This window comes from Streptomyces sp. NPDC098781, from assembly GCF_044759995.1.
Taxonomy (GTDB): Bacteria; Actinomycetota; Actinomycetes; order Streptomycetales; family Streptomycetaceae; genus Streptomyces.
The window spans coordinates 53523-74621 of the sequence record NZ_JBIWAK010000005.1; the positions used below are offsets into that span (position 1 = coordinate 53523).

Consider the following 21099-nt stretch of genomic DNA (forward strand, 5'->3'; position numbering starts at 1 on the left):
CCTGAGCCGCTCTGAGTCGCGATGAGTCACGACTCAGAACAATGTGCGCTCAACTCCCCCCGGTACGAGACAGAGGAGTCGCTGCCTTGGCTGGCACCGAGAAGCTCACGCTCCCCGAGGTCCTGAAAGAGATCAAGATGAGCCGCGCCGCGTTCTACCGCATGCGTGCCCGCGGCGGGGCTCCCAAGCTGATCAAGTTGTCCAACGGGCAGATCCGCTGCCGTCGCAGCGACCTGGATGCCTGGTGGGCCGAACACGAAATCGCAGCCTGACCGTTGACCACCCAAGGGGCCCCGCCACAGGCGGGGCCCCTTCCCATGAGGGAGCACGATGCACAGCTACGACGTGCGCATCTGGAGCATCCGCAAGCGGCCCAGCAAGGTCGCCCCGTTTCAACTTAGGTGGCAGGTCGCCGGCGACGAGCACCAAGAGAAGTTCGCAACCAAGACTCTCGCGGATGCCCGCCGTGCAGAGCTGCTGACAGCGACCCGCAAAGGAGAGCCCTTCGACACGGAGACCGGCCTTCCCATCTCGGAAGTGCGCGAGCGCAACCGCACCAACTGGTACACCCACGCTCGCACTCATGTGGCGCTTAAGTGGCCGACTGCTGCGGCGAAGCATCGGGCAAGCATCGCGGAGAGTCTGACCATTGCCACGATGGCGCTGTGCCCGGCAGGCAAGGGTCGTCCGGAGGAAGACGTGTTGCGCCGGGCCCTGTATCAGTGGGCGTTCAACGCGGGACGCGCCGGCCAGGAGCCGCCAGGGGCTGAAGCCAAGGCTCTGGTGTGGGTGGAGCGGAACGCACCAGCCGTGGTCGACCTAGACAGTGCCAAGCGCATGCGCACGGTGCTGGAGCACCTGGCCAAGCGCCAGGACGGCAAGCCGGCCGCCGCTAACACCTTCCGGCGCCGGCGGGCGGTACTCAGCAACTGTCTGCGCCTGGCCGTCGAACACGAGCTGCTGCCCGGCAATCCTCTGCTGCGCGTTCACTGGGAGACTCCCAAAACGGTGGAGGAATTGGACGTGCGCAGCGTCGTAACGCCGGCGCAAGCCCGGGCCCTGCTGGACGCGGTCCGTGCGCAAGGTCCCCGCGGTACTCACCTGGTCGCGTTCTTCGCCTGCATCTACTACGCGGCGATGCGGCCGGAGGAAGTCTCCATGCTCAGTGCCGAACAGTGCGAACTTCCGACGGAGGGATGGGGTCGGCTCATGCTTGCCGGCGCACGGCCGCAAGTGGGTTCCGCCTGGACGGACGACGGCAAGCCATACGAGGAACGGCAGCTGAAGCATCGGGCCCGGCGCGCGATCCGGCCCGTGCCGATCCCGCCGGTGCTGGTGGCCTTGCTGCGGGATCACCTGGCCGCGTTCGGGGTCCCGGCGGATGGCCGACTGTTCAGCGCTGTGCGCGGCGGCCCGATCCGGTCGCAGGAGTATGGCGCTGTGTGGAAGGAGGCACGGAAAAAAGCCCTCAGCCCTGCGCAGGTAGCCTCGCCGCTCGCTCACATTCCGTACGACCTGCGGCACGCCTGTGTGTCGTTCTGGCTCCGTTCCGGGGTGAGCCTCGCCGAGACCGCCCGGCGCGCGGGCCAGAGCGTCGCCGTACTCCAGCGCTACTACGCCAAGGTGCTGGACGGCGAGGAGGACAAGATCAACGCCCTGATCGAGCAGGGGTTGGCTGAGCACGAGGGCGAGGCCGAGGGGGCGTGATTCTTGGCCGCAGGTTGGCCGCACGCCCTGGTCAACCGTGGGACACGGCCGGAACAAGGTGAGACAAGGTCATGCCGAAGGGGTGCCGCTCTGGCGAGCTACACCCCTTCTGACCTGCGGTCCTCTGACCTGCTGCGGTGGGTGTGGGATTTGAACCCACGGTGACATCGCTGCCACGACGGTTTTCAAGACCGTTCCCTTAGGCCGCTCGGGCAACCCACCTCGCTCACGTCCACCTGGGGCGGAGCGGGTACAGCGTACCGGGCTCATCGTGGGTCGTGGGGGCGTGGTCCCTGCGGGGGCATGGGCGCGGGCTTGGAAGCCCTCTTCAAGGAGTCTCCGGCGATCATCGACCCGGTCACCAACCCCGCAACCCTCCACGATCCCCTGAATTCAGGATTCCGTTGTGCTGTCAGCACCGTGCTGTTGCGCGCCCCAAGCACGCCAAGCACCCCAAGCGGTGACGACCCCGGGCAGCCAATCCGTAGAAGCCGTCGCGGACGGCGCATGCGTCTGCCGTCCCGGCTGCGACTGCTGCGCCTGACCGCGGCCGAAGGCGACTGACCGCCACTGACCGCGACTGACCAACCGGTCCCACTCACCTACCGGCGTCAACCACCGACGTCACCCGCCGGCGCCCCCACCCAACCGCACCCCATTGACCGCCTTGTCGAAAACCGGCCGGTACTTGTGCCACTCCGCGTCCGGCGCCGACAGGTAGATCACGTACTGGGTGCCGTCGGTGCTCGCGAAGGCCAGTTCCGCGGCCCGGTACTTGCGTGCCCTGCCGTCGAAGGTGAACTCCCAGTACCCGGCGGGCCGGCCACGGAAAGTCGTCTCGGCCATCCGTACCCGCTCATAGCCGGGGTTGTCGCGCGCCGTCTGTTCCTCTTCCGTTTCCCGCCAGTGGCTCAGCGGATCGGTGCCGGCGAACTCGATGACGTTGACCCTCAGGCCCACCCGCTCCGACGGGTCCACGTAGACGACCTCGCCGCCGGACAGCGTGTCGCGGGTCCAGCCGTCCCGCACCGGCACCGAGATGCCGGTGTCCGGCTCGGCCAGGTGGTAGCCGGCGGGCACCGGCGGCACTTCGAAGCCGGAACTCGAGCTCGGATCAGGAGTGCCGGTCACCTCGGAGCCGGACGAGCCTGACGTGCCTGACGAGCCGGATGCATGTCCATCCCGCCCGTCCGTCCTACCGTTGGCCCACCACACCGCCCCGCCCGCCAGGCAAGCGGCCAGTGTCACCGCGAGGGCCGACAGCACGACCTTACGGCGACGGCCCGTGCCGCCTTTTCGTGCGGGAGGCGCGAGGTCGTCGGACCGTTCCGGGCGGGTGGGCGGGTCCAGACGCTCGGTTCGGGTGCCGGTGAGGTCGGCCAGGCGGCGTTCGACCTCGTGGACGTCCATGCGCTGCTCGGGATCCTTGACCAGCAGCCCCTCGATCACCGGGCCCAGCCTTCCGGCGTCGCGCGGCGGGTCGTACGGGTCGGTGGCGATGGCGTACGCGGTCTCGATCGCGGTGGCGCGGCGGAACGGGTCCCGGCCCTCGACCGCCTGGTACAGCGTCGCCCCCAGAGCCCACAGATCACTGGCGGGGCTGGTCCCGAGGCGGGCGCCGCGCAGCCGTTCGGGCGCCAGGTATCCGATGGAGCCGATCAGTTCACCGGGCTTGGTCAGCGAGGAGGTGCCCGACTCCATGGCGATCCCGAAGTCGGTGAGGACGATCCGGCCGTCGTCGCCCAGCAGGACGTTGGCCGGCTTCACGTCCCGGTGCAGGACCCCGGCGGCATGGGCGGCGCGCAGGGCGGAGGCCATGGCGCGGCCGATCCGGGCGGCCTCCTCGGTCGGCAGCGCGCCCCGCCGCTTCAGTACGTCGCTCAAGGTGACCGACGGCACATACTCCATGACGATGCAGGGCAGGCCCTCGTCGTCGAGCACGTCGTGCACCACGATCACGTTGGGATGGGTGATCCGGGCGGCGCTGCGGGCCTCACGGCGGGTGCGCTCGTGGAGGGTCTGGACCTCGTCGTCCTGGAGGTGCGGGGGGATGTGCAGCTTCTTCAGAGCGACATGACGGCCCAGCAGCCGGTCCTCGGCACGCCACACCGTGCCCATGCCGCCGCTGCCCACCCGCTCCACCAGCAGGTACCGGCCGGCGACGAGCCGCCCCTGATCGGTCACCGCGAGACCGTCCCCTTCTCCGCTTCCCGTCCGCGGCTCCGCTTCCCATTCGCGAACAGTCCAGGCCGAGAAGGCACGATAGTCCATTCGAGTGCATGGACATGGTCAACGCACCCGCGATACGAGGCCGGAGGTCCGGCCGGTCCGGAGCCGGACGGGACACGCGCGCGTGTGCGCGGCTCAAGTCAGAGCCGAACAGGCACGCGCGCGGGGGCGCGGCTCCGGTGGGAACCGGCTCCACGCGCGCGTGGCCGTCGCGTCAGCTGTCGCCCGTGCGGGCACCCAGGGTGAGCTCGACCGTGCGGGACTTGCCGTCCCGTTCGTAGGTGATCGTGACCTTGTCGCCGGGCTGGTGGGTCCAGATCTCGCCGATCAGGGTCGGGCCGGAGTCGATCACCCGGTCGTCGAGCTGGGTGATGACGTCGCCCGGCTTGAGCCCGGCGTCCGCGGCGGGGCCGCCCGCCTCGACCGCGTCGGAGCCACTGGCACCCTGCTCTGTGATCTTGGCGCCGTCGCTGGTGTCCTCCAGGGAGACGGAGGCGCCGATCTTGGCGTAGACCGGCTTGCCGGTCTTGATCAGCTGCTGGGCGACGTACTTGGCCTGGTTGATCGGGATGGCGAAGCCCAGGCCGATCGAACCGGACTGGCTGGTGCCGCCCAGGCCGTTCGCGGCGGACTGGATCGCGGAGTTGATGCCGATGACGTTGCCCTGCGCGTCCAGCAGCGGGCCGCCGGAGTTGCCCGGGTTGATCGAGGCGTCCGTCTGGAGGGCGCTCATGTAGGAGGCGTTGCTGCCGGTGCCGTCACTGGAGGCCACGGGGCGGTTCTTGGCGCTGATGATGCCCGTGGTGACCGTGTTGGACAGACCGAAGGGGGCGCCGATCGCGATCGTGGAGTCGCCGACGGCGACCTTGTCGGAGTCGCCCAGGGTGAGCGGCTTGAGGTCCGACGGGGCGCTCTTGAGCTTGATGACCGCCACGTCGTAGCCCTGCGCGTGGCCGACGACCTCGGCGTCGTACTTCTTGCCGTTCGGGAACGTGGCCGTCAGCTTGCCGCCGTCCACCGCTTCGGCCACCACATGGTTGTTGGTGACGATGTGGCCCTCGGTGTCGAAGACGAAGCCGGTGCCGGTGCCGCCCTCGCCGCTGCTGCTCTCGGCCTGGATCGTGACCGTGCTGGGCAGCGCCTTGCCCGCCACGCCCGCCACGGTGGCCGGGTCGCGCTTGAGGGAGCCTCCGCTGTCGGAGGCGGAGACGGTCGTCGAGGAGGTGTTGTCGTCGTTCTTGGCCAGGGTGTAGCCGAGGCCGCCACCCAGGCCGCCCGCGACCAGCGCGGCGATCAGGACCGCGGCGAGCAGCCCACCGCGCCCACGGCCGGGCTTCGGCGCGGGCTGGTAGGTGGCACCCCACTCGGAGCCGCCGCCACCCGCGTCTCCCATACCGGCCCCGCCCATGCCGGCGCCACCGTCGGCGTACGGCGGGGTGGCGGGCGGCGGCGGGGGCGGCCAGGAGGCGTCGGGCGCCGAACCCTGGGAGGCGGGCGGCTGAGCGCCGTTGGACGCCGGGGGCTGAGCGCCGTTCGAGGCGTACGGCCCCGACCCGTGGCCGGGCTGCTGCGACCCGCCGGCCGCCTGCGCGGCGTACGGCTGTGTGCCGTTCGAGGTCGAGGGGTCACCGCTCGGCGCGGGCGGGAGCGGGGTGGTCGGCGCGGCGTCGGCCTGCGGAGCCGGCTGCTCCTGGGGGGCCTGAGCAGCAGGAGCATCCGTCGGCACGGGGGGTGCGGACGGGGCCGGGGGTACCGCGGCGCCCTCGTTCTCGGTGCTCACAGCTTCTCTCCTATAGATCCACGGCTGGGGTTGTCGGTCGCACTCGGTCACGCCCGTTCACGTCTGTTCATGGCCGGCGCGCTTCAGCTGTGCATGTCGTTTGTATGCCGTCAGCTTTTCCCATGGGCCGTCAGAGCACCATAAGCCGTCGCTGTGCGTCCACGGCCACTCTTTATATAGGGCATGTGCGATTAAACGGGCGCAATCCCAACCCTCTGGTAACTGCTCCGGTCGCACGTCTACCCCGGTCCGGTGGCACCATGACGCGGTGACCCACGCACGGCAGCAACAGATCCAAGTCGTCGCCCACCGCGGAGCCTCGGAAGACGCTCCCGAGCACACACTGGCCGCGTACAAGAAGGCGATCGAGGACGGTGCGGACGCCCTCGAGTGCGATGTACGTCTCACCGCGGACGGCCATCTCGTCTGCGTGCACGACCGCCGCGTCAACCGTACGTCCAACGGACGCGGCGCGGTCTCGGCCCTGGAGCTCGCCGAGCTCGCCGCCCTGGACTTCGGGTCCCGCAAGAACCGTGACTCGTGGAAGAACCGCACCGAGGAGCCCGACTGGGAGTTCCGGCCGGAGGACCCCGAGGACACCTCCGTACTGACCCTGGAGCGGCTGCTGGAGCTGGTCGCGGACGCGGGGCGGCGGGTGGAGTTGGCGATCGAGACCAAGCATCCGACGCGGTGGGCGGGGCAGGTCGAGGAGCGGCTGCTGCTTCTGCTGAAGCGTTTCGGGCTCGACGCCCCCGCGTCGGCGGAGGAGTCCTCGGTGCGCGTCATGAGCTTCTCGGCCCGCTCGCTGCATCGCGTGCATGCCGCCTCGCCGACGCTGCCGACGGTCTCCCTGATGCAGTTCGTCTCACCGCGACTGCGGGACGGACGGCTGCCCGCGGGTGTCCGCATCGCGGGGCCCTCGATCCGGATCGTGCGCAACCACCCGGTCTACGTGGAGCGCCTCAAGGACGCCGGTCACCAGGTGCACGTCTGGACCGTGAACGAGCCCGAGGACGTCGACCTCTGCGTCGAGTTGGGCGTCGACGCCATCATCACCAACCGCCCGCGCGCGGTGCTGCGCCGACTCGGCCGCTGACCCGCACGCGCGCGTACGGGAAGCCTCCGTGCGAGACGCCGCACAGGGAAACCCCTAAAACCCCTTGAACCCCTGCACAACCTCTTGACCCGGCCCGCCCTTCAGCCCCATTCTCCACTCTCGGCCACACCGAAAAATTCCAGCCATCTCGATTACAGGGAGTGCTCCGGCGCGTTCGGTCCGTATTCGATCGAGGTGAATGCGTCACCGGACAGTGATTGGCCGGTTTCCGGTACAGGCCAATGGGGCATCCACACCGTGGCGTGGGGCAAAGGAGGTCTCGGGGGTGGCGTTGGTGGTGGCACAGGAGGTGCCCACGTCGTCGAGCATGGCCGTACCCCATGGTCCTGCGGGCGTGGGGAAGGCGAGGCATCGTATGCGCTCGCAACTGCGCCGGGGCGGCGTGGCGGAATCGGTCATCGACGATGCCGTATTGATTCTTTCCGAACTCTTGAGCAACGCGTGCAAACACGGCCGGCCGCTGGGTGACGCGCTGTCCGGGGACGGCGACGTCCGCGCCGCCTGGCGTGTGGACACCGGCGGCAGGCTCACCGTGGAGGTGACGGACGGCGGCGGACCCACCCGCCCCGCTCCCGCCACGCCCTCGGTCACCGCCCACGGCGGCCGCGGGCTGAACATCATCACCGCGCTCGCCGAGGACTGGGGCGTCCGGGACGACGCCCGGGGCGAGGTGACGGTCTGGGTCGTGGTCCACGACCAGGTGCACGATCCCGACGCCGGGCACCGCCGGGACGACTTCGCTACGCGCGTCACCGCCCCGTCGGTGGGCGCGATATCCGGCCTCGACTTCGCGGACGCCTTCGACGACATGGACTGACGACTCCGGTTCCGGCGGAGGCTTTCGCTCCGGGACCGGCGGCGCGGGGTTGTCCACAGGCTCCCCGGCACGACCCGATGGGTTGTCCACAGCCTCCCGTCGGCCATCACGTGAACGGCTAGGCTCGCGCCAGTACGAGACCAGCCGTAACCGGGAGACAAGTCACGATGGCCAAGAAGCGACCCCAGACCCAGGCCAAGCGCCCGCAGCTCAGCGACGACGAGATCCCGGTCGTCGGCGCACGCGAGCCCTGCCCCTGCGGCAGCGGCCGGCGCTACAAGGCCTGTCACGGCCGGGCCGCCGCGCACGCGGTGACCGAGCTGGTGCAGCGCCCGTTCGAGGGACTGCCGGGCGAGTGCGACTGGGTGGCCCTGCGCGAGCTGGTGCCCGCCGCCACGGTCGAGCTGCCGCTGAAGGGCGGCCTCCCCGAAGGCGTCCCGTCGGTCACGCTGGCCACGGTGCTGCCGATGGCCTGGCCCGCCCTGCGCCGCGACGACGGCTCGGTGCTGCTCGGCCTCCAGAACGACACGGCGTCCGGCGACATCAGCCGCGACCTCGCCGACACCCTCCAGCAGGCCCTCGCCGCACAGCCCGGCACCCCGGTCCAGGGCCGCCGCGCCCCGGCCGACGGTCCCCGGCTCCAGGATCTGCTCGACCCCGAAGGCGCCTTCGAGCCAGTTGTGCACCCGGGCTTCGAGTTCTGGGTCCCGGACGCGGAGAACGCCACTCCGGAAGTGGCCGCCTCCCTGGAGCGGGCCAACGCCGCGGCCATCCCGACCGTGAAGCTGACCGGCGTGGACGCGGCCTACTGGTGCGAGACGCCGGACAAGAACCACCTGCGCTGGGTCATGCCGCACCCCGAGGAGCAGCTTCTGGACGCCCTCGCGCGGCTGCACGCGGCGGGCAGGTCGAGCCTCGGCGAGGGCACCCGCCTCGTGGGCTCCTTCCGCGCTCACGGCCTCACCGTGCCGGTGTGGGACCTGCCGAGCGGTGTCGGCGCGGAGGACGTGGAGAAGCCGGCCGCCGAGTTCGCCGAGCGTCTGACCGCGGCCCTGGCGACGGACGCTCCGCTCACCCCGGATGAGCGCCGCGCGCGTGGCGGCCTCACCAACCGGCAGGTCACGCTGAGCTAGCCGGGCGGTGCGGAGATCGGGTCCCGCTGAACGGCCGTTCAGCAGGACCGACCCGCTCGGAGAGGTGAATCCGATCACAACTCCCCTGCGGAGCAAGGGAATCCGTGACTGGAAAGCCCGGATCGAATTTGCGAACCGCCGATCTCTTGTTACCGTTCCATTAGCCCGGTTGCTGGTGCATCCCCCGTCGCCAGCAACCGGGTCTTTTCATGTGCGCGGTTCTTTACGGAATGACGTCGGTCGTCAACGGCGCGTGGGCGCGCCGGAATTGTCCGGCGCGGAGTTGCTCGCGGAGCGCAGCAGCAGCGCCCCGTTCCCGGCCCGCTCGGCGAACTCCGTGACCGCCGTGTAGGCGTCCAGCCCCGCCCGTGTGCGCTCCCGGGGCGTCTCGCACGTCCCCGGCTCGTCCTCCGCGCCCACCGCACAGCGCATCTGCACCGTGCGTCCACCGGGCCCCATGAGGCTCAGTACGGAGTCCAGCGCACCGCCGGTCGCGTTGCGGAAGTAGGTGCGCGCCCAGGTGTTCTCGCCCTGGGTGAGCACACAGGTCTGCGCCTCGACGCCCTCGGGCGAGGTGAGTTCGGGACCGCAGCGCACGGCGGTGGCGAGTCCCAGGTCGAGCAGCGCCGCGGAGTCGGACGGTGCGGCCGAGGGGGCCTTGGCGTCACCGCGGAGGGAGGGACGTACGGCATCGTCCTTCAGGGTGTGCGGAGTGGACCGTACCGGTGTGTCCACGGCGGCGCGGCCCGCCTCGACGACCTGGCCGGCGGCCGCCCAGGCCAGTGGCAGGGCGATCGCGGCCGCCGCGACGGACGCGAGGGCGATCAGACGGACTCTTCGCTGGGTGGGCCCGCGGCGATGTGACGACGCTGCCCTTTTTCCCCTGGAATGACGCGGCATATCCGGAAGATAACGACCGTGTGCGTGTGCACCGTTCCGCGCGCGCCGTTCGGCCCTACAACTCGGGTGCGCTCACACCCGTACGAGTGAGCGCCTCGACGACGGCGTCGACCACGGCCTCCACGTCGGGCACCCACGGGGAGGCCGATCCGGGCAGCGGGGCGCGCTGCCAGCTGATCGAGCCCTGGCCCGTCTCGGAGGGGGGCAGGGCGATGTAGCCGCCCTCGCCGTGGAAGCGGAGGGAGCCGGGGACGAAGTCCTTGGCGTACAGCAGCTCGCCGAGTTGTTCCATGGAGTACGGCTTCACCAGGATCGACCACCGGGCGGGCGAGGCGACGACCGGGCCGAGGCGCATGCCCATGCGGTCGAGCGCGGTCAGGGCGTGCGCGGCCGGCAGGGCGGGGAGGCTCACCGCGCAGGGAGCCTTGCCACCGGTGGCGAGGATGATCGGCGCCGTCGGCCGGTTGCCCCACCACCAGCGCACCATGCGCTCGTCGGTGGTGGCCGCGAGGAGGCCGGGGTCGAAGGGGTGGGCACCTGGAACCGTGCACTCCGGGTCGGGGCAGCCGCAGCGGGAGTGCCCCTGCGGGTGCGTCGTCACTCCCGGGAGTACGGGCCACTGCCATTGGGCCGCGAAGGTCAGGGCCGCGCTGATCTGCTCAGACTTCCCGTCGCCGCGCAGGAGCCTGCGTCGCCTTCCGAGGATCTCGCGCATGAGCGCTCGTTCCTTTCCGTTGCACCGCTGGCAACACCGTGGTCCACATCACACCATGTGTCGATCACTTCACTGTGCGTACCTGTTGGCGCATCACACCCCTGCCTTGAGCAAGGGGAACCCCTATGGGCCGAGCGTGGGCTGCTTCCGCGGCAGCCTCGTCCATACTGCGTCTACCAAAAGCATGGGCGTGGCGTGGGGTGGCGAAGTCTGGCGTTTTGCCGTCGCGCGTATTTCTCTTCGCCTCCGCCACGGGAGGATGGGGCACGATCGTCAGTGGCTAAGACGCCCGGGTCCGTCACCAGGTTCCGGGCGGTTCGCAACCGCCCCTGGCCTTCACCGAGTACGTACCCATCACGACCGCTGTGACGCTCCGTCGAGCGAAACCAGTCGACCGCAATAGCCCGTTCCCTGAGGCAGTTTTAAGCCAACTTTGCCATTACGCAAGAGGTTCCCGAGAAGTACTCTCCCGGCCCACGGACACCAGGAATCCCAGCAGGACAATGCTGGACATCCCCTTACGAGTGCGTGTACATGTGGAGACACTGCTAGCGGCGCAGAATGACATGGGGGTTTGCGATGCTTTTGAGCAATACGCACCGGTCGGAAAGCCGGACGCCATGAACGCCCCTCACCCTCCGAAAGTGGCCGGAATCGATTCGACGGTTCCCTCACCCGCACACACTGTCGCGCCCGCGCCCGCGACCTCCGGCAGCCCCGCGACAGCCCCGCCGAACGCACCGGGCGCGCTGCTACAGGACCGACTGGCCGGCTGGGTCTCGGACCTGACGACACTCCACGAACTCACCGAACGCCTGGCCCGTACGAGCGCGCTCGCCGAGGCCCTGGAGGAACTGCTGCGCGCCGGATCCGCACTCGTCGGGGCCCGGCGCGGTCTCGTCGTACTGGAACCGGCGGACGGGCTCGGCCCCGACACCACCATCGGTCTGGGCCTCGCCCGCGCGGACCTCGGGCACATCGAGACCGTCCCGCGCAGCGCGATGTCGTACGGCAGGATCCTCGACGGTCTGCCCGGTGGCGACGGCGAGATCGCCCAGCCCGACCTGCTCTCCGAGGACGGACTCGACCCCCGCCACCGCGAGGTCGCCGCCCGCCTCGGCTACGCCGCCAGCTACGCCGTCCCCCTGGCCACCGAGGACGCCGGCCGCCTCGGCGCCGCCGTATGGCTGTACGACGAGCCCGCCGAACCGGGCGAGCGCCAGCGCCATCTCATCGGCCTGTACACGCGTTACGCCACCGAGCACCTGGCCCGGCTCCTCGAAGTCGAGCGCACGCGCGCGTGCATGCGGACGATGGCCGAGGAACTGCTGCCCTCCCGGCTGCCCCGGGTGGCCGGTGTCCAGTTGGCCGTACGGCATCGCACCGGCCCGCGCGGGGGCGGCGACTGGTACGACGCGCTGCCGCTGCCGGACGCCGCGCTCGGCCTGGCGGTCGGCTCGGTGACCGGGTCCGGACCCAGCGCGGTCGCGGCGATGGGCCGGCTGAGGGCGAGCCTGCGGGCGTACGCCGTGATGGAGGGCGAGGACCCGGTCGCGGTCCTGTCCGACCTGGAGCTGCTGCTCCGGCTCACCGAGCCCGCGCGTTCCGCCACCGCTCTGTTCGCCTACTGCGAGCCCGCGCTGCGCAAGATCACGCTGGCCGGCGCCGGGCACTCCCCGCCGCTGCTGATCGGTGACCGGCGCACGGAGTTCGTGGAGACCTCCGTGTCCGCGCCGCTCGGCATGCTGGCCTGCTGGGAGGCGCCGAGTGTGGAGCTGACCGCCGAAGCCGGAGAGACAGTTCTGCTGTACACCGACGGGCTGCTGCACCGCACCGGCGACCCCACCGACCGCGCGTTCGCCCGGCTGCACGCCGCGGCGGCCGGGGTGCCGAGGGCGATCCGGCACGACCCGGACGCCGTCGTCGACCACGTCCTGCGGACCGTGCTGCCGGACGGGGTGGACCGGACGGACAGCGACGAGGACGTCGTCCTGCTGGCGGCCCGCTTCGAGTAGCGGGCCGTGGCCCCTCGGTCACTCCCCATAACAGGCACGTGGCCTGCGCCATAGCAGCGCCGGCGACCAGCCCTTTCCTCCTGGGCACCGCCCGGTGCGACCGTACGATGGACGGGGTCCAGTGCCGTATCGAGGAGGATGACCGTGGCCGACGAGCTCCCGGAGACCCCGGAAGAGACCGAAGAGCCGATCAAGCAGCGCAAGAACGGCCTGTACCCGGGCGTGTCCGACGAGCTCGCCGAGAACATGAAGTCCGGATGGGCCGACACCGAGCTGCGTGACCTGGAGCCGATCGCCCAGGCCGCCGAGACCGCCGCACGGCGCGCCGCGCTGTCGGCGCGGTTCCCGGGTGAGCGTCTGGTGATCCCCGCGGGCAACCTGAAGACCCGCTCGAACGACACCGAGTACGCCTTCCGCGCGTCGGTCGAGTACGCGTACCTCACCGGCAACCAGACCGAGGACGGAGTGCTCGTCCTGGAGCCGGTCGCGGACGGCCACGAGGCGACGATCTACCTCCTGCCCCGCTCCGACCGGGAGAACGGCGAGTTCTGGCTCTCCGGCCAGGGCGAGCTGTGGGTCGGCCGCCGGCACTCGCTCACCGAGGCGGGCACGCTGTACGGCATCCCGGCCTCCGACGTGCGCGAGCTGGCCGACAAGCTGCGCGAGGCCACCGGCCCGGTCCGGGTCGTGCGGGGCTTCGACGCCGGCATCGAGGCCGCGCTGAACGACAAGGTCACCGCCGAGCGGGACGAGGAGCTGCGGGTCTTCCTGTCCGAGGCGCGGCTGGTCAAGGACGACTTCGAGATCGGCGAGCTCCAGAAGGCCGTCGACTCCACCGTTCGCGGCTTCGAGGACGTGGTGAAGGTCCTCGACAAGGCCGAGGCGACCTCCGAGCGCTACATCGAGGGCACGTTCTTCCTCCGCGCGCGCGTGGAGGGCAACGACATCGGCTACGGCTCCATCTGCGCTGCCGGACCGCACGCGTGCACGCTGCACTGGGTGCGCAACGACGGACCTGTCCGCTCCGGTGAGCTGCTGCTGCTCGACGCGGGCGTCGAGACGCACACGTACTACACCGCCGACGTCACGCGCACGCTGCCGATCAACGGCCGCTACAGCGAGATCCAGAAGAAGATCTACGACGCGGTGTACGAGGCCCAGGAGGCCGGGATCGCGGCGGTGAAGCCGGGCGCGAAGTACCGGGACTTCCACGACGCCTCGCAGCGGGTGCTCGCCGAGAAGCTGGTCGAGTGGGGCCTCGTCGAGGGGCCGGTCGAGCGGGTGCTGGAGCTCGGGCTCCAGCGGCGGTGGACGCTGCACGGGACCGGGCACATGCTCGGCATGGACGTGCACGACTGCGCCGCCGCGCGCGTGGAGTCGTACGTCGACGGCACGCTGGAGGCGGGCATGGTGCTGACCGTCGAGCCGGGGCTGTACTTCCAGGCCGACGACCTGACCGTGCCGGAGGAGTACCGGGGGATCGGGGTGCGGATCGAGGACGACATCCTGGTGACGGTCGACGGCAACCGGAACCTGAGCGCTGGGCTGCCTCGGCGGTCGGATGAGGTCGAGTCCTGGATGGCTTCTCTGAAGGGCTGATGTCGCTTTGATGGCCGGATACCGAAGGGGTGTCCGGCCATCAATGCTGTCTGCGGGTTGTCGGGGGCTTGTCGCGCAGTTCCCCGCGCCCCTGAGGGGGTTGGTGTGGACCTGCACATAGAGCTTGCCGCCGCTGATGGGCGCCGTGGCGGCATCGAGCGCGCGCTGCGTGATGCCGTGCGGGACGGGCGGCTGGCGCCCGGGGCGCGGTTGCCCGCCACTCGGCGGCTCGCCGAGGAGCTCGGGGTTTCCCGGAACACCGTCAAGGCGGCCTACGACCAGCTCGTCGCCGAGGGGTACCTCACCGCCCGGCAGGGGGCCGGTACGCAGGTCGCCGCCCTGCCGCCGGTCGACGCCGTACCGCCTCAGGCCCGCGCACGCGCGCGCGTGCCGCGTTTCGATCTGCGGCCGGGGAGCCCGGATGTGGGGGCGTTTCCGGCGGCGGCCTGGCTGCGGGCCTTGCGCAGGGCCGTCGCCACGGCGCCGTCGATGGCGTACGACTACGGCGATCCGCGCGGGCGTATCGAGCTGCGGACCGCGCTGTCGGGATATCTGGGGCGGGCGCGCGGGGTGATCGCGCCGCCGGAGCGGATCGTGATCGTCTCCGGGTATGTGCAGGGGCTGGCACTGCTCACGCGCGTGCTGGAAGGTGGCGTCTTCGCCATGGAGGACCCCGGGCTGCCGTTCCACCGGGAGGTCGTACGGCGGGGCGGTGGTGTCGTCGTGCCCCTTCCGGTCGACGAACGGGGGGCGTGCGCGCGGGAATCGGGGGACTGTGACGCCTTCGTCGTCACGCCGGCGCATCAGTATCCGACCGGTGTGACCCTGCACCCGGAGCGGCGCCGGGCGCTGACCGACCGGGCACGCGCGCGTGGCGGGCTGATCGTCGAGGACGACTACGACGGGGAGTTCCGCTACGACCGCCAGCCCGTGGGCGCGCTGCAAGGCATGGCGCCGGGGCAGGTGGCGTATCTGGGCACGGCCTCGAAGACGCTCGGGCCCGCGCTGCGGCTCGGCTGGATGGTGCTGCCGCCGGACCTGGTCGACGCCGTCGCCGACGCCAAGCTGCACAGCGACCATCACACCGAGTCCATCGGCCAGTTGGCGCTCGCCGAGCTGATCGACAGCCACGCGTACGACCGTCATGTGCGGGCGTGCCGGTTGCGGTACCGGAGGCGCCGGGACCTGCTCCTCGATCGGCTGGGGGCGCGTCGGCGTGTGCGCGGGATCGCGGCCGGGCTGCACGCGCTGGTGGAGGTCGACGACGAGGCGGCGGTGCTGGCGCGGGCCGGGGAGGAAGGGCTCGCGGTGGGGCACCTGGGCGAGCACTGGCATACGGCGACCGGCGGCGCGGGGCGGCCGCAAGGGCTGGTCGTGGGGTACGGGACGCCTCGGGAGCGGGTGTATCCGGAGGCGTTGGAGGTGCTGGGCAAGGTCCTCGACGGGGCCTGAATTGGGCCACTGGGACGCATCGGTATTGGGTCTGCCGATGGACCCACAGGAGCTCTAGCGTCGTCGGCATGAGCACCCCTCTCCTTCCGCCCGCGGGACCGCAACGCGTCCTGGCCTCGGCCCAGTTGGCCAACTCGATCGGCGACGGCGCCTACTACGTGACGTCGGCGCTGTACTTCACCCATGTCGTCGGCCTCGCTCCCGCGCGCGTAGGGCTCGGACTGACCGTCGCCTGGGCCGTCGGCTCGCTGGCGGGAGTGCCGCTCGGACGGCTCGCCGACCGGCGCGGGCCACGAGGCACGGCGGTGCTGCTCGCGCTGGTGACGGCGCTGACGGTGGCGTCCTTCCTGGTCGTACGTGGTTTCGTGCCCTTCGTCGTGGCGGCGTGCGCGTACGCGACCGCCCAGTCGGGGCTGGCCGCGGCCCGGCAGGCGCTGCTGGCCGGGCTGGTGTCCGCCGGGGACCGGACCGGGCTGCTCGCCCACCTCCAGGCCACGCTCAACGCCGGGCTGGCGGTCGGGGCGGGGCTGGGCGGGCTGGCCTTGAACGCCGGGACCCGGGAGGCGTATCTCGCCGTGTTCGCGCTGGACGCGGTGAGCTTCGTCGTGTGTGCCGGGGTGCTGGTGCGGCTGCCCGCCGTGAAGCCCGTCGCGGTGCGCGCGCCGGGGTCCCTCGGTGTGCTGCGGGACCGGCCGTACGTCCTGATCACCTTCCTCAACTCCGTCCTGCTGCTGCGGATGCCCCTGCTCAGCCTGGGGCTGCCGCTGTGGATCGCCGAGCGGACGGACGCGCCGGCCTGGCTGGTGTCCGCGCTGTTCGTGCTCAACACCGTGGCCGTGATGGCCTTCCAGGTGCGGATGGCTCGCGGCGTCACCGGGCTCGCGTCCGCCACGCGCGCGGTGCGGCGGTCGGGGTGGGTGATGCTGGCGGCGTGCGCGGTGTTCGCGCTGTCGGCGGGCGTCTCGCCGTGGGTGGCGGCCGGGGTGCTGGTCGCCGGGGCGGTGTTGCAGGTCTTCGCCGAGATGGGGCAGTCGGCGGGGTCCTGGCAGCTGTCCTTCGAGCTGGCGCCCGCGGACCGGGTGGGCGAGTACCAGGGGTTCTTCGGCACGGGGGTGACCGTGGCACGGACGCTGGGGCCGCTCGTCCTGACCTCGCTGCTGGTGGAGTGGGGGACGCCGGGGTGGCTGGCGCTGGGCGCGGTGACGCTGGGCGCCTCGTGCGCGATGGGGCCGGCGGCTCGGTGGGCCGCCGGCACCCGTGGGCGGCGTACGGTCAAGCGGTCCGCGCTCGTGGCCTGACCGGCAGGGAGTCGAGGAACAGCGCCCCCGCGAGCAGGCCCGCACTCCCCCGTGGACTCCACGCGCGCGCGTGCAGGTCGGCGTCGAGAGCCGTCAGGGCCCGCGCGCCGGCCTCCGTGGACGTGCCGCCCGCCTCCAGGACCGCGCGGGCGCCCGCCTGCACGTGCCGCAGGCCGATCGGGCCCGCGGTGTAGAGCAGTTCGGTGTCCTGAAGGGTGGACATCACGGTGAGCAGGGCGTCCAGGCGGGCCCGTTCCTCGGCGGCGCCGGCCGCGCGGGCCCCGGTGAGCGCGTCCAACGCCCGCCGGACGTGCGGGAACCCGGCCCGTGCCTCGCCGCGTGCCCCTGCGGCGCCGTACTTCGCGGACACCGAGGAGCCCCGGGAGGGCTTGCGCGGGGCGCGTTTGTCGGTGTGCGCGGCGATGCGCTTGGCGGTCGCGGCGACGTCCCGCGCACCGGCCCGGGGGTTCAGCGCGGCCGCGGCGACCAGCAGGCCGAGTGCCCACAGGGCGCCGCGGTGACCGCCGCCCGCGAGGTGCACCGAGTGCTCGGTGCACCTGCCGATCGCGCCGAGTTCCGTACGGAGCCCGGGTGTCGGCTCGCCCGTGCGGCGGGCGGCGGCTGCCATCGCCGTGAGGCCGGGCGTGAGCGACTTCGCCGACCAGCGCAGCATGCGGTGGTCCCGGCGGGAGACGCGGGCCCCGAGGTCGCGCGGGTCGGGCAGGCCCGGCTTGGGGGCCAGGGCCAGCTGCCCGGTCAGCGCGGTCACGGCGGCCTGCGCCAGCGCCTCGTCCTCGCGGCTGCTCATGCCTTACGAGGTGGCCGAGGCCGACGGGGTGCCGCTGGGCGCGTCGCTCGGGGCGCCGCTGGGTGGCGTGCCGCCTCCTCCGCCGCTGCCCGCCCCCGTGTTCTCGGCGTCGGGGTCGATGGCGACGGTGAGGAAGCCCTTGTAGCCCTTCGCGGGGTTCTTCTTGTGCACGGCCTCCAGGGCGAGCATGCCGCTGGAGGCGCCGCCGCCGTCGTAGACCATGTCGTTGTCGAGGGTGGTGTAGCTGCCGGAGTGTTTCGAGTACGGCTCCAGCGTGAAGATCTCCTCGGCGATCGCGTCGTCGAAGAACAGCTGGCCGGTGTAGTTGACCTTGCCGCCCTCGTAGGTGCCGTCCTCCTTCTGGCCGCCGGTGTGCACCTTCAGGTGGATGTGGCAGGTGCGTGGGGTGTACCAACCCGGGAAGATCGTCTCGAACTTGACGACCCCGTTGGCGTTGGCGATCTGGTAACCGCGCAGATAGGTGCTGTCGTTCGCGGTCGAGCCGTCCTCGCTCTCGGCGGGCGCGGAGCCCCCGGGGTTGGCCGTGGTGTAGCCGGAGTAGTAGCCCCAGGCGTCGCAGTGCCAGATCTCGACGGCGGCGCCCTTGACCGGCGTACAGCCGTCGGTGGCGTCGACGACCGTGAGCCGCAGCGTCAGCGGGACGCCGCTCTTGCCCTCGGTGATGTCCTTTCGCACCAGGGCGCCGTCGAGGTAGTAGGGGCCCTCGGTGACGCTCGACATCAGCGTCATACAGCCGGAGCTCGCGGAGGCCGTCGCCACGGCGTCCGTGACCGTGCCGCTGGTGTCGGCGAAGGCCGCCTGGTAACCGGCGACGGCGAGCCCGCCCGCCGCGACCGTCCCTCCGGTCACCGCGATCGCGCGGCGCCGGGTGATCGAGTTGTCCTTGTGGTTTCCCGTCATGACCGGGAAGTTAGGGACGCCACCCGTCAGAAGGTTCAGGTGGCGCTGTGTGGGGGCTGTGATTGCTGAGGAAACTGAAGCCGGCGGCTTCGGTTCGACGTCGGGGGCAGCGGCCCGACCCCCTCCGACGGCCGTTACACCGCCATCAACGGCGCGTCCTCACGCCACTTGAGGATCTTGTCGAAGCTGACCACCGCGCCGCCCAAGCCGGGCTTGTTGCCGATCTGGACGTGGTCGGCGAGTTCGCTGATGAGGCACAGGCCGCGGCCGTCCTCGGCGTCGTGGGACGCCGGGCGGGGGGCGCGATGGGAGCTCGTGAAGCCCGGGCCCGAGTCGGTGACTTCGATGTGGCACTTCTCGCCGTCCAGGTACGCCGTGACGCGGTACGCCTGCGGTGAGCCGTCGGGTGTGGTGGCGCCGCCGTGCTCGACGGCGTTGGCACAGGCCTCGCTGAGGGCGACGGAGAGGTCGTACGAGACGTCCGGGTCGACGCCCGCCGTCTCCATGGTGCCGAGCAACAGGCGCCGGGCGAGGGGAACGCTCGCGGCTTCACGGCGCAGATGGAGTGACCACCAGATGCTCATGCTCCAGCCTCCTGGCCGCGGCTCGACATACCGTTACGTATTGCCGCGAGTGCCCGTCCGTAAGCACATCATTGACGTGATGCCGCCCATATGGTCGATGCGCCCACGAGGGAATCGGTGTATGTGGGGGCAGCCCACACCAGAAGGTGATCTTCCGCTCGTACCTCGTCTTGTGGACCTGCCGTATCTCGGCCATAAGGCCAGTGCGATGATGAGCCCGCCATGACTGCCCCCCACCCGCGCACGGTGCGCTCCGGAAGCGATCTCCGGATCCTGCGGGCCGCGGTGTTCGCCGCGGTCTGCGTCGTGCTGGCCGGGATCGGGCATGTGCTGGGCTCCTGCGCCACGATCCCGCTGTGGACGATGGGTGCGGGGTTCCTCGGCGTCCTGCTCGTCACCGTGCCGTTCACGGGACGCGAACGCTCACTGCCCGGGATCGCGGCACTGCTCGCGGTCGGCCAGACCGTCCTGCACACGCTGTTCGGGCTGGGGCAGCACGGGGCGACGAGCGCCGGGGCCTCGTCCTCGGCCGCCGCGTCCGACGCCGCGCTCGTCGAGCAGGCCGTCCGGCTCGTGTGCGGCACCTCAGTGGCGGCCATCAGCCCCGCACAGGCCCAGCGGATCCTCACCGAGGCGCGGATCGCCCCCAGCCCCGGCACGGGCACGGGGGCGCACGCCTCGCACGGGTCGGCGGACGCGGTGTCCGCCGCCACCGACTCCTCCGCCGCGCTGTTGCCTTCCCTGCCGATGCTGCTGGCCCATGTGCTCGCCGCGGTCGCCGCGGGATGGCTGCTGCGCCGCGGTGACCTGGCCCTGCTGCGGATCGTCGAGATGTCCGCGCCGTCGGCGCACTCGGTCGCCGAGGGGGCTCTCGTACGTTCCCTGCGCGGGGCGCTCGCGCTGGTGCGCGCCCTGCGTGCCGGGCTGCCGGGCGCACCCGAGGCGGGCCCGCGCTTCCTGGCCGCCGAGCCGCTCGGGCGGCCCGGTCCACGCACCGTCGCGCTGAAGCACACGGTGATCAGGCGGGGCCCGCCGGTGGCCGCCGTGCTCGGCCTCGCCGCCTGACACGACGCGACCGCCACTCCACTGCGTGGGGTCGAGGGCCGCCGTCGTGCGGCACACGCGCGTGCCCCCGTGTTCGTCCGAGGGACGGTTCTTTTCCCACCGATCCCGCGTGATCGGGCACCCCTGCGCACGCGTACTCCTCTACACCACAGGAATCCCCGAACTCACTCACAGTGGAGTGCTCCGCATGAAGGTCTCTCGTCTCGCCGCCGCAGGCGTCCTCGCCGGCACGACCGTGCTCGCCCTGTCCGTCCCCGCCTTCGCCCACGTCAGCGTTCAGCCGGAGGGCACCGCCGCCAAGGGCGGCTACGCGGTCGTCGACTTCAAGGTGCCCAACGAGCGCGACAACGCCTCGACCACCAAGCTCGAAGTGACTTTCCCGACGGACCACCCGCTGGCCTCCGCGATGCCGGAGCCCATGCCCGGCTGGAAGATCGAGGTCACCAAGGCCAAGCTCGACAAGCCGATCGAGATGCACGGCGAGAAGATCTCCGAGGCGGTCTCCAAGATCACCTGGACCGCCGACGGCAAGGGCATCGAGCCGGGCTACTTCGAGAAGTTCCCGGTCTCCGTCGGCCAGCTCCCCGAGGACGCCGACCAGCTCGTCTTCAAGGCCGTCCAGACGTACTCCAACAAGGAGGTCGTGCGCTGGATCGAGGTCCCGCAGGAGGGCCAGGACGAGCCCGAGAACCCGGCGCCGGTGCTCGCGCTGTCCGCCGCCGAGGAGGGCCACCACGGCTCCTCGTCGTCCTCGGACAAGGCGTCCGACTCCGAGGACGCCGAGGCCGCCTCCGCCAAGACCGAGGCCGCCGAGCCCGCCGACAGCAGCGACACCACCGCCCGGGTCCTCGGCGTGGTCGGCATCGTCGTCGGCGTGGTCGGTGTCGCGTACGGCGTGCTCGCCGGCCGTCGGCGCAGCGACGCCTGACGCCACCTCCGGTTCACGGCGCGCGCCGGGG

The 21099-nt window shown here is 71.4% G+C and carries 18 protein-coding genes and 1 tRNA gene; 11 read left to right on the forward strand and 8 right to left on the reverse strand.

What is annotated here, in order from left to right:
• Positions 1 to 86 precede the first annotated feature (86 nt).
• Both ACIQWG_RS21035 and ACIQWG_RS21040 read left to right on the forward strand, forming a co-directional pair.
• A complete protein-coding gene (locus ACIQWG_RS21035) occupies positions 87 to 272 on the forward strand; it encodes a helix-turn-helix transcriptional regulator (protein WP_404097902.1) in 186 nt (61 codons plus the stop codon).
• Positions 273 to 330: 58 nt separating this feature from the next.
• On the forward strand, positions 331 to 1707 hold the full coding sequence (locus ACIQWG_RS21040) for a tyrosine-type recombinase/integrase (protein ID WP_404097904.1): 1377 nt from the start codon (positions 331 to 333) through the stop codon (positions 1705 to 1707).
• Positions 1708 to 1842: 135 nt separating this feature from the next.
• Here the strand turns inward: ACIQWG_RS21040 and ACIQWG_RS21045 are convergent.
• The 3 genes from ACIQWG_RS21045 to ACIQWG_RS21055 form a co-directional block, all read right to left on the reverse strand.
• Positions 1843 to 1929: transfer RNA gene (locus ACIQWG_RS21045), tRNA-Ser, on the reverse strand.
• A gap of 402 nt (positions 1930 to 2331) precedes the next feature.
• Positions 2332 to 3891, reverse strand: a complete 1560-nt coding sequence (locus tag ACIQWG_RS21050) for a serine/threonine-protein kinase (protein WP_404097907.1) — start codon at positions 3889 to 3891, stop codon at positions 2332 to 2334.
• A 259-nt stretch (positions 3892 to 4150) separates the two neighbouring features.
• Complete coding sequence (locus tag ACIQWG_RS21055) at positions 4151 to 5716, reverse strand: S1C family serine protease (RefSeq protein ID WP_404097909.1); 1566 nt, start codon at positions 5714 to 5716, stop codon at positions 4151 to 4153.
• A 268-nt stretch (positions 5717 to 5984) separates the two neighbouring features.
• Between ACIQWG_RS21055 and ACIQWG_RS21060 the strand changes: the two genes are divergently transcribed.
• The 3 genes from ACIQWG_RS21060 to ACIQWG_RS21070 all read left to right on the forward strand — a co-directional run bounded on the left by ACIQWG_RS21060 (position 5985) and on the right by ACIQWG_RS21070 (position 8783).
• Positions 5985 to 6812: a glycerophosphodiester phosphodiesterase gene (locus tag ACIQWG_RS21060; protein ID WP_404097911.1), complete on the forward strand. Its 828-nt coding sequence runs from the start codon at positions 5985 to 5987 to the stop codon at positions 6810 to 6812.
• 199 nt (positions 6813 to 7011) lie between these two features.
• Positions 7012 to 7650 (forward strand): ATP-binding protein, encoded by a 639-nt coding sequence (locus ACIQWG_RS21065; protein WP_404097914.1) that lies wholly within the window; start codon positions 7012 to 7014, stop codon positions 7648 to 7650.
• Positions 7651 to 7817: 167 nt separating this feature from the next.
• The gene (locus ACIQWG_RS21070) at positions 7818 to 8783 is read left to right on the forward strand and encodes a DUF5926 family protein (protein WP_404097915.1); all 966 of its coding nucleotides are present in this window, start codon (positions 7818 to 7820) and stop codon (positions 8781 to 8783) included.
• A gap of 243 nt (positions 8784 to 9026) precedes the next feature.
• Here the strand turns inward: ACIQWG_RS21070 and ACIQWG_RS21075 are convergent, their stop codons facing one another.
• Complete coding sequence (locus ACIQWG_RS21075; RefSeq protein WP_404097918.1) at positions 9027 to 9683, reverse strand: hypothetical protein; 657 nt, start codon at positions 9681 to 9683, stop codon at positions 9027 to 9029.
• 55 nt (positions 9684 to 9738) lie between these two features.
• The gene (locus ACIQWG_RS21080) at positions 9739 to 10398 is read right to left on the reverse strand and encodes a bifunctional DNA primase/polymerase (RefSeq protein WP_404097921.1); all 660 of its coding nucleotides are present in this window, start codon (positions 10396 to 10398) and stop codon (positions 9739 to 9741) included.
• A gap of 503 nt (positions 10399 to 10901) precedes the next feature.
• Between ACIQWG_RS21080 and ACIQWG_RS21085 the strand changes: the two genes are divergently transcribed.
• The 4 genes from ACIQWG_RS21085 (at position 10902) to ACIQWG_RS21100 (ending at position 16762) form a co-directional block, all read left to right on the forward strand.
• Positions 10902 to 12413 carry a PP2C family protein-serine/threonine phosphatase gene (locus ACIQWG_RS21085; protein WP_404097922.1) on the forward strand — a complete coding sequence of 504 codons (1512 nt, stop codon included), beginning with the start codon at positions 10902 to 10904 and terminating at the stop codon, positions 12411 to 12413.
• 138 nt (positions 12414 to 12551) lie between these two features.
• Entirely contained in the window at positions 12552 to 14012 is a 1461-nt protein-coding gene (locus ACIQWG_RS21090) for an aminopeptidase P family protein (RefSeq protein WP_404097923.1), read from the forward strand.
• A 105-nt stretch (positions 14013 to 14117) separates the two neighbouring features.
• Positions 14118 to 15464, forward strand: coding sequence for a PLP-dependent aminotransferase family protein (locus ACIQWG_RS21095; RefSeq protein WP_404097924.1), 1347 nt, complete (start codon positions 14118 to 14120; stop codon positions 15462 to 15464).
• 68 nt (positions 15465 to 15532) lie between these two features.
• A complete protein-coding gene (locus ACIQWG_RS21100) occupies positions 15533 to 16762 on the forward strand; it encodes an MFS transporter (protein WP_404097927.1) in 1230 nt (409 codons plus the stop codon).
• On the opposite strand, the gene ACIQWG_RS21105 is transcribed toward ACIQWG_RS21100, so the two are convergent.
• From ACIQWG_RS21105 to ACIQWG_RS21115, 3 genes are all read right to left on the reverse strand, one after another.
• Positions 16737 to 17570 carry a triphosphoribosyl-dephospho-CoA synthase gene (locus ACIQWG_RS21105; RefSeq protein WP_404097930.1) on the reverse strand — a complete coding sequence of 278 codons (834 nt, stop codon included), beginning with the start codon at positions 17568 to 17570 and terminating at the stop codon, positions 16737 to 16739. The two genes, ACIQWG_RS21100 and ACIQWG_RS21105, sit on opposite strands and share 26 nt — an antisense overlap.
• A 3-nt stretch (positions 17571 to 17573) precedes the next feature.
• On the reverse strand, positions 17574 to 18491 hold the full coding sequence (locus tag ACIQWG_RS21110) for an intradiol ring-cleavage dioxygenase (protein WP_404097933.1): 918 nt from the start codon (positions 18489 to 18491) through the stop codon (positions 17574 to 17576).
• A 134-nt stretch (positions 18492 to 18625) separates the two neighbouring features.
• Complete coding sequence (locus ACIQWG_RS21115; RefSeq protein ID WP_404097935.1) at positions 18626 to 19075, reverse strand: ATP-binding protein; 450 nt, start codon at positions 19073 to 19075, stop codon at positions 18626 to 18628.
• 222 nt (positions 19076 to 19297) lie between these two features.
• Between ACIQWG_RS21115 and ACIQWG_RS21120 the strand changes: the two genes are divergently transcribed.
• Both ACIQWG_RS21120 and ACIQWG_RS21125 read left to right on the forward strand, forming a co-directional pair.
• Positions 19298 to 20140, forward strand: a complete 843-nt coding sequence (locus ACIQWG_RS21120) for a hypothetical protein (protein ID WP_404097938.1) — start codon at positions 19298 to 19300, stop codon at positions 20138 to 20140.
• A gap of 187 nt (positions 20141 to 20327) precedes the next feature.
• Entirely contained in the window at positions 20328 to 21068 is a 741-nt protein-coding gene (locus ACIQWG_RS21125) for a YcnI family protein (RefSeq protein WP_404097939.1), read from the forward strand.
• Positions 21069 to 21099: the final 31 nt, after the last annotated feature.

What these genes read in the sequence shown, in the direction of transcription:
- ACIQWG_RS21040 (WP_404097904.1), top strand. Translation starts at nt 331, where the DNA reads ATGCACAGCTACGACGTGCGCATCTGGAGCATCCGCAAGCGGCCCAGC.
- ACIQWG_RS21065 (WP_404097914.1), top strand. Translation starts at nt 7,012, where the DNA reads ATGCGTCACCGGACAGTGATTGGCCGGTTTCCGGTACAGGCCAATGGG.
- ACIQWG_RS21070 (WP_404097915.1), top strand. Translation starts at nt 7,818, where the DNA reads ATGGCCAAGAAGCGACCCCAGACCCAGGCCAAGCGCCCGCAGCTCAGC.
- ACIQWG_RS21075 (WP_404097918.1), bottom strand. Translation starts at nt 9,683, where the DNA reads ATGCCGCGTCATTCCAGGGGAAAAAGGGCAGCGTCGTCACATCGCCGC.
- ACIQWG_RS21080 (WP_404097921.1), bottom strand. Translation starts at nt 10,398, where the DNA reads ATGCGCGAGATCCTCGGAAGGCGACGCAGGCTCCTGCGCGGCGACGGG.
- ACIQWG_RS21085 (WP_404097922.1), top strand. Translation starts at nt 10,902, where the DNA reads ATGCTGGACATCCCCTTACGAGTGCGTGTACATGTGGAGACACTGCTA.
- ACIQWG_RS21090 (WP_404097923.1), top strand. Translation starts at nt 12,552, where the DNA reads ATGACCGTGGCCGACGAGCTCCCGGAGACCCCGGAAGAGACCGAAGAG.
- ACIQWG_RS21100 (WP_404097927.1), top strand. Translation starts at nt 15,533, where the DNA reads ATGAGCACCCCTCTCCTTCCGCCCGCGGGACCGCAACGCGTCCTGGCC.
- ACIQWG_RS21105 (WP_404097930.1), bottom strand. Translation starts at nt 17,570, where the DNA reads ATGAGCAGCCGCGAGGACGAGGCGCTGGCGCAGGCCGCCGTGACCGCG.
- ACIQWG_RS21110 (WP_404097933.1), bottom strand. Translation starts at nt 18,491, where the DNA reads ATGACGGGAAACCACAAGGACAACTCGATCACCCGGCGCCGCGCGATC.
- ACIQWG_RS21115 (WP_404097935.1), bottom strand. Translation starts at nt 19,075, where the DNA reads ATGAGCATCTGGTGGTCACTCCATCTGCGCCGTGAAGCCGCGAGCGTT.
- ACIQWG_RS21120 (WP_404097938.1), top strand. Translation starts at nt 19,298, where the DNA reads ATGACTGCCCCCCACCCGCGCACGGTGCGCTCCGGAAGCGATCTCCGG.
- ACIQWG_RS21125 (WP_404097939.1), top strand. Translation starts at nt 20,328, where the DNA reads ATGAAGGTCTCTCGTCTCGCCGCCGCAGGCGTCCTCGCCGGCACGACC.